Raw genomic sequence first — 13,455 nt, forward strand, 5'->3', positions numbered from 1 at the left:
CCCTGTCAGGAAAGGCGGGTACTCCCGATCTCGGCAGCCTGCGGCGCCGTTGGCGCGGCAGGCGCCGCCGGGTGGGGAGCCCGCCCCACAGCAAGCAGATGCGAACTGGCGGCTAGCAGCTCTGGATACGGCTCCGCCATCCGTGCTGCCTCCATCGCAGACGCAATGAGGTCGTCCGTCGGCCCTTCGCCCGGCTGTTGCTCGGCTGCCTTCACGAGTGACCACGCAGGCCCTTCGATCCCGAAGACCTGCACGTCCTCCAGGCCGGAGGCAATCAACTCTGCCGCCAGCTCTTCAGCGCGGTGGAAGTACGACAGCGTGAACCCGCGCACCCCGTCGTAGACGGCTGTCTCAAGGATCTCGGAAACCGAGTCCCGAATCCGCTCAGTGTGCAGGTGGGCATACGTGACGTGCTCGAAGAGCGACGCGTACCGATTGATCGCCGCCGCAGCCACCAACCCACCTGGCTTCACAACTCGGTTGGCCTCCGCCAACGCCCTAGTCCGGTCGTCGGGATCGGGCAGGTGGTACAGCGGCCCGAGAAGCTGCACTACGTCAAAACTGTCGTCCGGCTCGTGCAGATCACGAGCGTCCCCCACGATCGCCGAGCACACGGCCGAGGCGGTCTCGACATGCCGCGGCACCGGATCCACAAGCGTGACTTCGTAGCCGTCCTTCACGAGCCATTCAGCGTGAATTCCCGTCGCCCCTCCCACGTCGAGTACACGCGCCGGTGCGGGGGGCAAGAAGCGTCGGAGAAGCTCTTGCGTCCTGACCAACTCCATGCGCCCGTCTGCCGAGATGCGCAGACGACTGTCCTCGTTCACTGTCTCGCCGTAGAACCGCATCACGGAGGGAGCCAATTCGAGATTCGACATGCCCGCAGTATCGTGTGTACCGGTGGACCAGTCCAGCGTGCGAGGTAGAGGAAGCCATGGCTGTTCTGAAGTACGAAGAGATCGCCGAGTCGCTTCGGACCCGCATCGCCGCAGGTGAATACGCCCCTGGCGAGGTGATCCCGTCCGGTCGCGACTTGGCCGAGCAGTGGGGCGTGTCACGGGCCACGGCCATCAAAGCCGTGGATGTGCTCCGAAACGACGGGGTCGTCGTGGCCAAGCAGGGCACCGGCTTCGTGGTCACCGAAACCCCCGTGGCACGCCCCGCCGGCGCACGTCGGGCTGGATCGGCACGCATCTTGGGCGGCATGCCGTTCCTTCGGATTGGTGCGCCCGACTGGGCCGAGCCCTCCGCACGCGTTGCCACAGCGCTTGGGCTTGCACCTGGCACCCTTGCGCTCCGTCGCATCCGCGTTCTCCAACTCCCGGACGGGAGCCCAAATAGCAGCGTGGAAGCGTGGTTCCCACCCGAGATCGGAGAGGCGGCACCCCGCCTTTCCGACACAGCACCAATCGCAGAGGGCACGACGCGCTACGTCCGGCGCCAGACTGGTCGCTTTCCCGTGGAGGGGATCGATGTCACCACAGTCCGCCTCGCCACGGAGGTCGAGGCTGAGCGACTAGGGGTTGACGCGGGCAGCGCAATCGCAGTCCTCCTTCACACTGCCCTTGACCAGGACGGACGCCCACTGGTCTGCGAGGAAGGCGTCACCCCTGCGGCATTGTTCGAGCAGGTGGATAACTACGCGATGTAGGACAAGCACCGCGTAAAGCTGGACCGGTCCGCCGGTCCAGCTTTTTTGATGCTCCATCAAGCCTCCTGAGCTGCAATAACTCACTTAGACACTTAGCCAACTAAGATTTGGCGCTTGACTGGACCGGTCCACCGGTCCAGTCTGTAGCTGCACCGCAAGGGCTCCCGCAAGGGGGTCATGAGGCCCCGTTGCGGCGGGGGCGAGGGACCCGGACCCCTTGGCAGTCCGGAGGGCTTAGGCCGAAAGGCCACGTCTCCATACGCCTTCGCCGGGACTCCGCTCTACCTGATACGGGAGCGGGCCCGAAGGAGACACCAGAACGATCACGACTTCCGCAGGCCGGTTGCCTCCGCTGCTCGTCTTGCACGAGCAGCGCTGAGGGGAGCTGGAGTTGTCCAACTTCAACGGCGCGCGGCCCCGGAGGTGCAACTCCGGGGCCGCTGTTCGGGCCGTTCCACTGATGAAGGAGTCACGACCCATGAAGTGCATCGTTGCTGGTCATGTGGCTGTTACGCCGGCCGAGTTCGCGGAGCTGGCGTTCGGCATCGACCTTGAACTGTTCACCGGCCCCATCCGGGAGTCGGACCTGGAGCGGGCGGCACGGCTGGACGTGGCGCGGGAAGTCCTCGCGGAGCTCCGCGAAAGCGACCCGGAGGCCGCGGCGTTCGCCGAGTCCCTGCTGCGCATGAGCCCGCTCATCTCCCGCCCCACTGCCCGCCGTTCGCGCCGTACGACGAAGCGGCAGGGTGGCCGCTGCACCGCGGGAACGCAGGTGGCGGCATGAGGAAACGTCTTCTGTCCTGGTGGCTGCGCCGGGGCGGGGCAGTGCTGATCGCGGCGTCCGTGACGTCGTGGCTGCTGCCGCTTCCGTCGTGGGGGCGCGGTCTGTGGAACCTGCTCGTAGCCGCGGGCTGCGTACACCTGCTGCTCGCCTACCGGGCCCGCCACGAGCGCGGCCAGGGCGGGGGCCGTAATGCTTGAGTCCCTGTCCGCGGATCAGATCTGCTCCGCGGAGAAGACGCTCTCGGCCGGGACGTGGGCCATCACCGCGGGTGCGGTGCTGTTCTCCGTCCTCACGGTCACGCCGCTGGTCGAACGGGTCACCCCGGACGGCTGGGACCGCACCGCCCCGATCCTTCCACTGGTTGTGGATACCGCGGTCGTCATCGTGGTCCGTCTCGACGCGACCGTAGCCCGCCTCGGTGGGAGCTCCGGTGCCTGGCCGACCGTGCTGCGGTGGATGACCGGTCTGATGACGCTGCTCCTGAACGTCGGGGACAGCGCGCTCAACGGCAACGCGGTCGGCGTCGCGGTCCACTCCGTGGCGCCGCTCCTGCTGATCGTCACCGCGGAAGCGGGGCTCGCCTACCGGCGTGCGATCAATCGCGCGGTGGAGAAGATCGAGCGTTCACGGGCCGCCGAAATCGAGCGACGTGAACAGCAGCAGCGGGCCGACCGTGAACGGGAGCAGCAGGCCCGTGAACATCGTGAACAGCAGGCCCGTGATCATGCCGAACAGCTCGAACGCGAGCGGGCCGATCGGGAGGCTTCCGAGCGGGCCGCTGAGCGCGACCACACGGCCCGTATCGATCGTGAACGTCAGGACCGTGCGGCTGAGGAACGGCGTGAGCAGCGCGAATACGAAGAGCGCGTCCGGCGCGAGGAGCAGCAGCGCGAGGACGCGTTGCGGCGTGAACAGCGTGAACAGGCAGAGCGTTCACGGTCCGACAGGCAGGCCCGGGAGGTCGTCTCCCTGGCCTCTCGCGACGTTGTTGAGCGGGAGATCGTGAACACCGTGAACGGCAGCGTGAACACCGCCGTGAACAGTCGGCCGACCCCGTTCACGAAGATGCCCGAGGACAACGCTCGCGCCTACCTCCGCTCGTTCCGGGAGGGCGAGAAGTCGGTGCGGCAGCTCGCGGAAGAGACCGGCTGGTCGATCGGATGGGTCGCCAACCGGCTGCGCGAGAACGCGGACGAGGACGGGGACGGACCGGCTGAGGCTGCCGTCTGATGGCCTCCGTACCCGTCTACCCGTGGCGCCTCGCCCCCGACGGACTGGCCACGATCCGGCAACTGCGGGCCCGGGGGTTACGGCCCGGCGGGCAGGACGTCGCCGCACAGATCGAACGGCCCCGGCGGCGCCGCCGCCCGTTGGTCGCCTACCTCTACGCGATCGATAAGGCCCAGCCCGTCCGGCCGATGACGCCGGCGAAATGGGCGGCTCTGGCCAAGGCCAACACCGCTCGGCGCACCTGTCCGGAGTGCAGCAGGGATGTCGGATACATCATCCCTACCTCACTCGGCATGTGCGTGACCTGCGCCTACCCCGACGACGAACAGCGCGCCGCCTGAACACCGTTGGCAGGCCCGGCCGGACGACCTCTCACAATCCCCGGCCGGGCCCTACTCCTAGGGAGTGCTCACAGCATGACGGACCTCAGCACTGAACCGGTAGCCGTTCCGGCTGCCCCCATCACCCCACCGCCCCCGGCGCCCGAGCAGCCCAAACCGGCAGCCACGGACGTGAAGGAGGTGGACCACACGCCCGGCGGGTGGCCGATCGTCCCGCTCGCCCTGTCGGGGGCGAACGGCACCGTCGGCGCGGTCGCCGCCGCTTCCCTGGCCGGCGGGCCGATCGCTGCGGCAGTGGCAGCTACCGGCATGGTCGTCCTCGGCACGGTCGCCGCCGCCCGCTCCCGCAAGCCCCACCCGCGCCGCGACGCCCGCCGGTCCGCCGCCCGCACTGCCGGCCGCGACGCTGCCCGCAGGACCGGGCACGGCGGCTCAGGTTGGGGCAGTCACGGCAGCGGCAGGAGCCGCTCGGGAGGCTCACGCTCCGGGGGTTCTGCTGGCCGGTCGGGCAAGGTTCCCGGCCAGCACCGCCGCACCAACGGCTCCACGGCCCGCCACGCCGCAAGCGGTAGCGGTACTGGTACCAATACCCGTACCGCTTCTGGCGGAAAGTCCCTGACCAAGACCAGTAATGGCCTGTCCAAGCACACTGCGGGCAAGGGTTCTGCGGGCCGGTTGGGGCAGGTCAAGGCTCTACGGGCAGCGCATAAGGATGCGGCTGGCTCGCGTGGCGGGCTGCGGAGGCAGACGACCGACGCGCGGCGCGCGGTCGCCGACGCCCGCCGCAACGCCAGGATCGGCGTGGGGGGCACCGGCCAGCTGGGCAAGCGCACGCGTCCGGCAAGCCGCCTGATAGGCGGGACTGCCCGCAAGGCTCGCGCGGCGCGGGATGCGGCGGTGGCCAAGCAGCGCAACAAGCGCGACGCGAAGACCGGCGGCACGGTTGCCGCTCAGCGCGCGCAGGTGCGAAAGGCGCCCGCACGCCGGGCGGCGCGGCAGGCGTTGCGCCGGTCCGCGGCCCGCTTCCACGGTCGGCGCCTGCTGACCGCGCTGCTCGCCCTGCCGGTCGGTCTGCTGGGTTTGCTGACCAGCCCGATCGGTCGGAAGCTCCGGCTGCCGTGGCTGGTCAACCCCGGCTGGCGCCTGTACCGGCGTCTCGTACGGACCGCGGGCGAGCAGCGCGCGGCCCGTGACGAGACCGCCCGCGACAGGCAGCGCGAGCAGGAGGCCGCCGCGGATGCGGAAGCGGCGAAGGACGGCACGGACGGCATCGCGGAGGACGTTCAGCGTCCCGCGGCCACGGTTCCCACCAGCACGAACATCCCTGTGAGTGAAGGAGAGCACGTGTCCGGATTCCGATTCGAAGAGGCCGCTATCGAGATGGAGCAGGCCGCCAACTCCTACGAGCCCGAGAACGCCATGGAGATCCTCGCCATGGTCGAAGGCCTGCCGGCCGCGCTCACCGCGGTCGCCAACGTCATGAAGATCCTCGCCGAGCGCTCCGACTCGGAGTTCCCGCTGGAGAAAGAAGTCGCGGACGGGTTCAACGACATCTTCGGCGCCCTGATGAGCGCCGTTGCGGTCGCGGAGGACATGGGGCCGCTGTTCAGGCAGGCGCATGAGCAGGACATCGCCCGGCACGAGGACCCCCGCAACGGCACCGAGGCTGAGAAGGGCTGGAACGTCTGAGATGAGCAGCACCGCCACCGCCAAGAACCAGAGCAGTGGCCCGGTGCTGGACTGGAGCGCCGGTCACGGACCCGTGACCGGCGCTCTGTCCGCCACCACCGGAGCCTTCGCCCTCGCCACCACCGGCGCCGCCACCCACATGCCCCCCGGCTGGGCCCTCGCCGCCGGCGCCGCCGGCGCCCTCGGCCACACCGTCGCCGGTATCCGCGTCCGCAACGCCGGCCGCACCGTCGCCACCAAAGCCGCATCCTGGCTCGTCGGCGCCGGATGGACCACATGGGCCATGACGAACGGACCACTCACCTGGGCCGCCCTCGGCTCCCTGGCCACCATCGGCGTCGGCATCGGCGCCGCCGCCCGATCCACCGCCCTCTACGAAGAGGCCCGCGAGGACGAAGCCAATGCTGCTGAACAGCGGCACATCGCTGCAGAGTTGTCCGCGGAACGGCGGGCGGTCGCCGCGGAATGGATGGACCGCATCCAGCGGGTCTGCTCCATCACGATCCACGTGGTCGGGGTGGAGATGTGGAAGACGGGCGCCGGCTACTCGATCGACGCCGAACTCCCGCCCGGCGGCGCGACCTGGAACAAGATTGCAGGCGAGTCGCCGCGGCTGTCCGCGGATGCCCGGCTCCCGCACGGCTGCACCGCCACCGCATCCCCCGGCATCCACCAGGGCCGGGTCATCATCGACGTGACCACGGTGAACGTGCTGGCAGAGGAGCGGACTTACCCGGCGGAGTACGGGCCGCTGTCCGTACACACGGGCATTCCGTGGGGGTACCGGACGAACGCGGAAGAGATCCTCGCCTACCTGCGCGAGCAGTGCGCGCTGATCGTCGGTCCGACCGGATCGGGCAAGACCAACATGGTGCACGCGATCCTCGCCGGGTTCGCCCGCGCCGAGGACATCCTCACGTGGGTGATCGACCTCAACGCCGGATCCGCCGGACTCCCGTGGGTACTTCCCGCGCTCAACGGTGAGTTGACCCGGGAGGACAGCAAGCCCGTGCGGCCCGGCGTCGACTGGCTCGCCGGCACCTACGACGAAGCCCTGACCATGCTCGACGCCGCGGTGCGCGTGGCCAAGCAGCGCAAGATGGGCTACCAGGATCTACTTTCGAGGGCCAACACAGATCTTCTGCCGGTCAGCGCGAAGATTCCTCAGATCATGCTCGTCATTGACGAGGGTGCGGAGATCCTGGCCAGCACCGACCGGCAAATCCGCAAGCTCGGTGAGAAGATCCTCGAAGTGATCCGGATCGCCCGCGCCATGGGCGTCCGGACTGTCATCACCGCGCTTGGCGCCACCGGCAGTGTGCTGAACAACCTGATGATCCGCCGTGAGGCAAAGGTGCGCGTCGCGCTCACGGGCGGTGAGACCGAGGGCATGGACCTGTCGAAGATGTTCCCCGGCAGCCGCGGCCTCCGGGTCGACCAGGCCCCGCACAAGGGGGCCGGGTTCATGGGCACTCCCGAGTCGCCTGCCGCGTTGTTCAAGGCGTGGCGGATCCTGCCCAACCAGATCCGGGAGATCACCGCCGCAACCTCCGACCGGCACCCCACGCTCGATGCCGTGTCCGCACAGGCTGCCGGGCCCGCCTACGCGCGCCGCTGGGATGCCGACCGCACCGCCTGGATGCGGGACGCCGCGACCGACGACGCTGAAGGCGCGTCCCCGACCACGCCAGGGCCGCTGCGGCTGTCCGCGCTGAGCGACCAGCGTGAGTCTCCGGAAGACGCGCTCGCCCGCCGCTTCCGGGAGGAAATCGACGCGCAATTTGGCACTACGCCGGACCCGCACACCCCCGGGCAGGACGACGAACCGGAACGGCCGGCCGGGCTGAACCTGTCCGCGCTCCGAGAGGAGCAGGACAGCCCCGCGCAGCAGGCCGCGCTCGCCGCACTGCTCGCCGCAGGGCCCGAGGGCACCGGAGCATCCGCGATCGCCCGCGCGCTCGCGGATGCCTACGGGACGACGCGTCAGACGGTCGTGGGATGGCTGAAAACGTGGATGCAGGACGGCACCGCCGTTCGCGTCGGGGAGGGCACCAAAGCCCGCTATGTCCACCGCAACCACGCGCCCGAGGGCTGATCCCTTGTCGCTTGTCGTCCCCGCTTCGCTGCATGTCGTCTGAAGGTCCGTGGGGCTCGGATACGAGTTGTGACCTGGGAGGCGACAAGCGACAAGACAAGTGACAAGACAAGTAAGGCGACAAGCCGCACGACAAGAGAGACGACAAGCCACGCGACAAGCAAACCCACCCCGCTACGGGCCCGCACCGCTCACTCGGCGCGGGCCCGCGGCCTGCCCTGAGGGAGTCTGAAATGAGCCAGCCCACCCCGCCCGGCCAGATAGCCCCGCACATCCCCGCGGACGTCTTCCAACGCGCACAGGCGACCGGGCAGCCGGTCGTGGTCATCGTCCAGAGCGCCCCGGCCGTCTTCCCCTGGCAGCGACTGCTGATCCCGTTCGCGATCGCCGCGGCCGCCGCCCTCGGCACCTGGGGCGTCGTCCTCGCCATCGCCTGGCTCGTGGACGCGGCCGCACACACCGCCACCGTCATCGCGAGCACGGCCGGACCCATCGGAGCCGGCGGCATCACTCTCAAGCTCGCCCGATCGAAGTAGCCCTACCCTCCCGAGCCGCCATCCGGCGGCGCGGCGCGCGGCCTCGGCCGACGCGCAACGCGAGAGGGACCGCCCCGATCCCCGAGGCCATCCCGCACCCGCACCACCGCTTCACTCCCTCCACCAAAGCGAAGGGCAAGGGGCAGCAGAGGGGATGTCAGCACCCCGACCACGCTCCAGCACGCCTGCCACCAGCAGAAACACGCGATGGCCGAATCCGTGAGCGCAACCCCCAACGCAACACAGAGCGCAACAGCAGGAGCAACCCCGAACGCAACAGATACCGCGCGTTCACCTTCGCAACATGGCCGCCTTTAGCGGCGACAGCGCCAAACGACACCAGCCAGGCTCCAACAACCCAACCCACGCCACCTGTTGATACATGGGAGGACCCGCGTGCTCGACAACGAACCGTACTGCGACCAGTGCGCCGACCACGGCTGTTCCGGACACGAATTGTGTGACCACTGCTCCGGCGACATCTGCAACGAGTGCAACGGCTGCGACTGCCCCGACACCCTTTGTCCCGGCCCCGCCGCCCACGCCAACGACCGCTAGCTACGCCAAGGGCGGCCCCCGCGTCTCGCCAAAGCCACGGGGCCGCCCTTGCCAACCAGCATCCAACGAAGGAACTGGAGACCCCAGCATGACCCATCGCACGGACCACCCGCGAGTGCCCGAGGGCACCGAGCAGGTGACCATGGTCCGCACCGAGCCCCGCGCGGACGGCAGCACCGTCCTGACCCTGCTCATCGTCGGCCCGCCGCTCACCCTGATCGAGCACCGCATGGCCCTGGACCCGTACCTCACGTGGGCCCTGCTCCACACGCTCACCCGCGACCTGGACGGCATCGAGCCCCCGGGACCCAACCCGCAGACCGCCGCGCTGCTGGACGCACTGCGTACGGGCGACCGCGAAGCCTTCACCGCTGCCGTGGACGGCTACAACCACCGCATCCTCAGTCTGTGGTCGGACGGGAGCGCCGCCGCGTGACCACGGCCCCGACCCGGGCCCTGCTCGCCAGGGCCTTAGATGCAGCACACCGCGGATGGCACGTCATCCCGCTCCGCCCCGGCGACAAACGGCCCGCCGGCCACGCGGAAAAGCACTGTCCCGCCACCGGGCGGTGCACGGACGGGCACAGGACGCCCGAGCAACGTGCCACCACCCACCCGGCCCTGCTCGCCGCCGCTTGGGCACAGCAGCCGTACAACGTCGGAATTGCCACCGGCCCGTCCGGGCTGCTGGTCATCGACCTGGACACGCTCAAGCCCACAGACGTGGAAGGAACGCCTGACGGCGCGACTTCCTTTGCAGCGCTCTGCGAGCGCGCCGGACAGGCCGCCCCCGACACCTACCGGGTGCGGACCGCACGCGGCGGGGAGCACCTGTACTTCACTCAACCCCCCGACAGCCGACTGCACTCCACGGCCGGACGGCTCGCGAAGAAGATCGACACCCGAGGGTGGGGTGGGTACGTCGTCGCCCCGAGCAGCGTTACCCCGCACGGCACGTATGAGGTCCTGGATGACCGTGAGCCTGCTCCGCTGCCGGACTGGTTGCACGCGGCTCTGGCAGCCGCTCCGGAGGCTCCGCAGGGGCCGCTGAGGCTTCCAGTCGTGAATGGCAGCCGCGCGGCACAGGCAGCGCTGGAAGCCGAATGCGCCGCGGTCGCCGCCGCCGCGGATGGCACCCGGAACACCGTGCTCAACCGCAGCGCGTTCAAGGTGGGGCGGTTCGTCGCGTGGGGCGACCTCCCCCGGCGTGTGGTGGAGGAGGCCTTCCAGGCGGCGGGGGAGTCGGCCGGTCTCACCGCGGCCGAGTGCCGCACCACGATCCAAAGCGCCCTGAACAGCTCCATCCGCACCGCTCGACCGCGGGAGGCAGCATGACCGGCCGCAACTCCTCCCACCTGGAAGGCCAACCCCAACCCACCAATCACCGGCACCCCGCCCAATCGACGGAACCGCGGCCGGCCGTGGGCGAACCGAAAGGCGCCGCCCGCAAGGGCGTCCCTTCTGCTGTTCGCTCTGAGAAGTTCCGCAGCAACCAGGCCCGCCACAGCACACCCGACCCGACACCGGATGAGCCCGGTATCCGCATCTACGCCCCACCGGTCTACCGCCACCACTACGACGGGGCCCGCTGGTGGAAACAGCCCGGCGACACCCCGAACGCCGCCTACGCCTGCACCTGTGGGCAGACCGGCACGGCCACCGGAGCTGAGGACGCTGCCGCGCTCGCGGCCGAGTACGCCGACCACAAATCCGTCTGCACGGGAGCTCCCGTGACCCCGCCCGAAAGGAGGGCCGCCGCATGACCGACGCCATCGACGGGGCCGCGCTGCTGGACGAGGTCGAAGCCTTCCACCGCCGCTTCAACGTCTTCCCACTGGAGGCCGCTTACGTCGCGGTGACCTTGTGGGACGGGCACGCGCACCTGCTCGACTGCTTCGACTCCACCCCCCGACTCGCCTTCCTGTCCCCCGAACCGGGATCGGGTAAGTCCCGCGCACTGGACGTCGTGGAGACACTCGTGCCGCGCGCCATGGCTGCCGCGGACGCATCGGCCGCGGCGCTGTTCCGGTCCGTATCGGGCCTTGATGGCGGCCGGCCCACGATCCTGTTCGATGAGATCGACACCATCTTCGGCCCGAAAGCCGGGGACAACGAGCAGCTACGCGGCTTCATCAACGCAGGCCACGCACGCGGACGCCCCGTGTACCGGTGCGTGGGGGACGGCTCCAACCAACAGGTACAGGGCTTCCCTTCGTACTGCGCCGTTGCCGTGGCCGGACTCGGATCGCTGCCCGACACGATCCTGACCCGCTCCATCATCATCCGCATGCGCCGCAGGGCCAGGAACGAGAAGGCAGAGCCGTTCCGCTCCCGCATTCACGTCCGTGAGGGCAACGAGATCCGCGACCGGCTCGCCAAGTGGGCCGAGTCCGTAGAGAAGCAGGTCGCCGGCGTCTTCCCTGCGCTCCCCGAAGGGATCACCGACCGCCCGGCAGACGTCTGGGAACCCCTGATCGCGGTTGCGGATGCCGCCGGGGGCGACTGGCCCCGCCGGGCCCGCGAAGCCTGCGTGGCTCTGGTCAAAGCCTCGCGCGCCAATGACAAGGGCAGCATCGGAATCCGGCTCCTGACGGACCTGCGCGATAACGTCCTGAACGGCATCGACCGCCTGCCCACCGTCGCCATCCTCGACAGGCTCAACGCCCTGGACGACGCCCCGTGGGCTGACCTCAACGGCAGGCCGCTCGACAACCGGCGCCTGTCCAAGATGCTCAGCGAGTACGTCACCGCCGACGGAGACCCCATCGGCTCCCGCAACATCAAGACCGGCGGCAGCGTGCTCAAGGGCTACTACGCCTCAGACCTCCGGGACGCATGGGCCCGCTACTGCCCCCCACCCCCGGAAAGTCCGCTACTCCCGCTACCTGACCTCGAAAACGCGGTCTGACCAGCAGAAACCCGGTAGCGGCCCGCACCACCGCGGGCCGCTACCCGATCGCGCCTAGCCGCTACCGCTACCCGCTCCGCTACCCCCGACAGGCCACCTGACCTGCAAGGTAGCCGCAGTAGCGGAGGTAGCGGACCTCAGTGAAGGGGTTTCAAGGACCCCGCCACGTACCCGGAGGCTCGTCGTGCCCACCGCTGTCCCTGGCCCACCTGAAGCACTCACGGTTCCCGAGGTCATGCACGCGCTGCGCCTCAGCCGCAGCAAGGTCTACGACCTCTTCCGTTCTAAGCAGCTCGAAAGCTTCACCGCGGGTCGCGCCCGCCGCGTGCCCGTCGCCGCCGTACACCGATACATGCAGGACCGCCTTGAGGAGGCCGCCTGATGGCCAAGCGCCGCGCCAACGGCGAAGGAACGATCACCAAGCGCAAAGACGGTCGCTACCACGCAGCCGCCTACGTCTACCGCCCTGACGGGACCCGGACCCGGAAGTTCGTCTACGGCAAGACCCGCGAGGAAGTCGCGGACAAGCTGACCGAGTTGCAGGAGATGACACGGCAGGGCATCCCGGCCGCGTCGTCCACGATGGCGTTCGGGGACTACCTGACCTACTGGTTGGCCGCTGTCGCCCCGGAGCGACTGAAGCCCGCGACACTCAACAGCTATGAGGGTCTGTCCCGGCTCTACATCCGCCCCGCCCTCGGCAAGAAGCGGCTCAACCGGCTGTCACCCACGGACGTACGACGCTTCCTGACGGACTTCAAGGGCGCGTGCCTCTGCTGCCTGCGGGGCGCCGATGCCGAGCGACCGGAGGACAAGCAGGTCTGCTGTGCCGTCGGGCGTTGCTGCAAGCGCCGGCCCTCGGCCCGCACGGTCCAGTACATCCATGCAGTGCTGAGGTCTGCACTTCAACAGGCGATGCGCGAGGAGCTGATCGCGCGGAACGTCGCCCGGATCGTGGAGACGCCCACCGTCGCCCCTCAGGAGGTTCGTCCCCTGGACCGGGCAGAGGTGCGGATGTTGCTCAAGGTCGCCGAGTCTCACCGGCTCTACGCCCTGTGGCTGTTGCTCGTGTCTACGGGCTTACGCCGGGGGGAGGCTTTGGCGGTGACGTGGTCGGACATCGATCTTGCGACGGGAACGCTCCGGGTTCGGCGCAACGTGCAGCGCATCCGGCGCGAACTCATCTTCGGCACGCCCAAGACGAAGCGCTCTGTACGCACGATCTCAGTGCCTCAGCGATGCGTGCAGGCCCTGGCCGAGCACAGGGAGCAGCAGGAACGGGAACGCAAGGTCGCTGGGCCGAAGTGGAAGCCGACACCGAGCCAGCCGGCCGGGCTCGTCTTCACCACGGCGACCGGTGGAGTCACGGACCCGAGGGGCTTGAACCGGATGCTCACGATCCTGTGCCGTGATGCCCGGGTGCGGCGGGTCCGTGTCCACGACCTCCGGCACACCTGCGCGTCCCTGCTGCTCGCTCAAGGAGTCGATGCCCGGACCATCATGGAGACGCTGGGGCACAGCACGATCACCATGACGCTGGACACCTACGCGCATGTAATGAGTACGACGCTGCGCGCGGCTGCGGATCGGATGGACGACGCGTTGGGCGACGAACCCAAAGAGGAGATCTTGTAGTCGGGTGCCCTAGTGAAGTCGTCCGTGC

The 13,455-nt window shown here is 69.2% G+C and carries 16 protein-coding genes; 15 read left to right on the forward strand and 1 reads right to left on the reverse strand.

The annotated features are described in order from the left end of the window. Positions 1 to 5: 5 nt before the first annotated feature. On the reverse strand, positions 6 to 878 hold the full coding sequence (locus ACZ4AA_RS20040) for a class I SAM-dependent methyltransferase (protein WP_467603503.1): 873 nt from the start codon (positions 876 to 878) through the stop codon (positions 6 to 8). 56 nt (positions 879 to 934) lie between these two features. Between ACZ4AA_RS20040 and ACZ4AA_RS20045 the strand changes: the two genes are divergently transcribed. From ACZ4AA_RS20045 to ACZ4AA_RS20115, 15 genes are all read left to right on the forward strand, one after another. Then, positions 935 to 1,651, forward strand: coding sequence for a GntR family transcriptional regulator (locus tag ACZ4AA_RS20045; RefSeq protein ID WP_467603507.1), 717 nt, complete (start codon positions 935 to 937; stop codon positions 1,649 to 1,651). 478 nt (positions 1,652 to 2,129) lie between these two features. Beyond that, positions 2,130 to 2,435 carry a hypothetical protein gene (locus ACZ4AA_RS20050; RefSeq protein ID WP_467603511.1) on the forward strand — a complete coding sequence of 102 codons (306 nt, stop codon included), beginning with the start codon at positions 2,130 to 2,132 and terminating at the stop codon, positions 2,433 to 2,435. Next, positions 2,432 to 2,632 (forward strand): hypothetical protein, encoded by a 201-nt coding sequence (locus tag ACZ4AA_RS20055; protein WP_467603513.1) that lies wholly within the window; start codon positions 2,432 to 2,434, stop codon positions 2,630 to 2,632. Before ACZ4AA_RS20050 ends, ACZ4AA_RS20055 begins: the two co-directional genes overlap by 4 nt. Further along, positions 2,625 to 3,665 (forward strand): DUF2637 domain-containing protein, encoded by a 1,041-nt coding sequence (locus ACZ4AA_RS20060; RefSeq protein ID WP_467603517.1) that lies wholly within the window; start codon positions 2,625 to 2,627, stop codon positions 3,663 to 3,665. The genes ACZ4AA_RS20055 and ACZ4AA_RS20060 overlap by 8 nt, the downstream gene beginning before the upstream one ends. Continuing rightward, a complete protein-coding gene (locus ACZ4AA_RS20065; protein ID WP_467603520.1) occupies positions 3,665 to 4,006 on the forward strand; it encodes an RRQRL motif-containing zinc-binding protein in 342 nt (113 codons plus the stop codon). The genes ACZ4AA_RS20060 and ACZ4AA_RS20065 overlap by 1 nt, the downstream gene beginning before the upstream one ends. Before the next feature lie 75 nt (positions 4,007 to 4,081). Beyond that, positions 4,082 to 5,695, forward strand: a complete 1,614-nt coding sequence (locus tag ACZ4AA_RS20070) for a hypothetical protein (RefSeq protein ID WP_467603525.1) — start codon at positions 4,082 to 4,084, stop codon at positions 5,693 to 5,695. A 1-nt stretch (position 5,696) separates the two neighbouring features. Further along, positions 5,697 to 7,790: a hypothetical protein gene (locus ACZ4AA_RS20075; protein ID WP_467603529.1), complete on the forward strand. Its 2,094-nt coding sequence runs from the start codon at positions 5,697 to 5,699 to the stop codon at positions 7,788 to 7,790. Between the two features lie 233 nt (positions 7,791 to 8,023). Continuing rightward, complete coding sequence (locus tag ACZ4AA_RS20080; RefSeq protein ID WP_467603534.1) at positions 8,024 to 8,326, forward strand: hypothetical protein; 303 nt, start codon at positions 8,024 to 8,026, stop codon at positions 8,324 to 8,326. A 396-nt stretch (positions 8,327 to 8,722) separates the two neighbouring features. Beyond that, entirely contained in the window at positions 8,723 to 8,884 is a 162-nt protein-coding gene (locus ACZ4AA_RS20085) for a hypothetical protein (RefSeq protein WP_467603538.1), read from the forward strand. Positions 8,885 to 8,972: 88 nt separating this feature from the next. Beyond that, positions 8,973 to 9,320 carry a hypothetical protein gene (locus ACZ4AA_RS20090; protein WP_467603541.1) on the forward strand — a complete coding sequence of 116 codons (348 nt, stop codon included), beginning with the start codon at positions 8,973 to 8,975 and terminating at the stop codon, positions 9,318 to 9,320. Continuing rightward, complete coding sequence (locus ACZ4AA_RS20095; protein ID WP_467603545.1) at positions 9,317 to 10,219, forward strand: bifunctional DNA primase/polymerase; 903 nt, start codon at positions 9,317 to 9,319, stop codon at positions 10,217 to 10,219. Before ACZ4AA_RS20090 ends, ACZ4AA_RS20095 begins: the two co-directional genes overlap by 4 nt. Positions 10,220 to 10,305: 86 nt before the next feature. Continuing rightward, a complete protein-coding gene (locus ACZ4AA_RS20100; RefSeq protein WP_467603548.1) occupies positions 10,306 to 10,647 on the forward strand; it encodes a hypothetical protein in 342 nt (113 codons plus the stop codon). Beyond that, positions 10,644 to 11,792: a DUF3631 domain-containing protein gene (locus ACZ4AA_RS20105; protein WP_467603553.1), complete on the forward strand. Its 1,149-nt coding sequence runs from the start codon at positions 10,644 to 10,646 to the stop codon at positions 11,790 to 11,792. Before ACZ4AA_RS20100 ends, ACZ4AA_RS20105 begins: the two co-directional genes overlap by 4 nt. A 184-nt stretch (positions 11,793 to 11,976) precedes the next feature. Continuing rightward, the gene (locus tag ACZ4AA_RS20110; RefSeq protein WP_467603557.1) at positions 11,977 to 12,174 is read left to right on the forward strand and encodes a helix-turn-helix domain-containing protein; all 198 of its coding nucleotides are present in this window, start codon (positions 11,977 to 11,979) and stop codon (positions 12,172 to 12,174) included. After that, entirely contained in the window at positions 12,174 to 13,427 is a 1,254-nt protein-coding gene (locus ACZ4AA_RS20115; protein WP_467603561.1) for a tyrosine-type recombinase/integrase, read from the forward strand. Before ACZ4AA_RS20110 ends, ACZ4AA_RS20115 begins: the two co-directional genes overlap by 1 nt. The last annotated feature ends 28 nt before the right edge of the window (positions 13,428 to 13,455 follow it).

This window comes from Streptomyces sp. NPDC024698, from assembly GCF_055559015.1.

Coding starts and splice junctions, on each gene's coding strand:
- ACZ4AA_RS20040 (WP_467603503.1), bottom strand. CDS start 878: ATGTCGAATCTCGAATTGGCTCCCTCCGTGATGCGGTTCTACGGCGAG.
- ACZ4AA_RS20045 (WP_467603507.1), top strand. CDS start 935: ATGGCTGTTCTGAAGTACGAAGAGATCGCCGAGTCGCTTCGGACCCGC.
- ACZ4AA_RS20050 (WP_467603511.1), top strand. CDS start 2,130: ATGAAGTGCATCGTTGCTGGTCATGTGGCTGTTACGCCGGCCGAGTTC.
- ACZ4AA_RS20055 (WP_467603513.1), top strand. CDS start 2,432: ATGAGGAAACGTCTTCTGTCCTGGTGGCTGCGCCGGGGCGGGGCAGTG.
- ACZ4AA_RS20060 (WP_467603517.1), top strand. CDS start 2,625: ATGCTTGAGTCCCTGTCCGCGGATCAGATCTGCTCCGCGGAGAAGACG.
- ACZ4AA_RS20065 (WP_467603520.1), top strand. CDS start 3,665: ATGGCCTCCGTACCCGTCTACCCGTGGCGCCTCGCCCCCGACGGACTG.
- ACZ4AA_RS20070 (WP_467603525.1), top strand. CDS start 4,082: ATGACGGACCTCAGCACTGAACCGGTAGCCGTTCCGGCTGCCCCCATC.
- ACZ4AA_RS20075 (WP_467603529.1), top strand. CDS start 5,697: ATGAGCAGCACCGCCACCGCCAAGAACCAGAGCAGTGGCCCGGTGCTG.
- ACZ4AA_RS20080 (WP_467603534.1), top strand. CDS start 8,024: ATGAGCCAGCCCACCCCGCCCGGCCAGATAGCCCCGCACATCCCCGCG.
- ACZ4AA_RS20090 (WP_467603541.1), top strand. CDS start 8,973: ATGACCCATCGCACGGACCACCCGCGAGTGCCCGAGGGCACCGAGCAG.
- ACZ4AA_RS20105 (WP_467603553.1), top strand. CDS start 10,644: ATGACCGACGCCATCGACGGGGCCGCGCTGCTGGACGAGGTCGAAGCC.
- ACZ4AA_RS20115 (WP_467603561.1), top strand. CDS start 12,174: ATGGCCAAGCGCCGCGCCAACGGCGAAGGAACGATCACCAAGCGCAAA.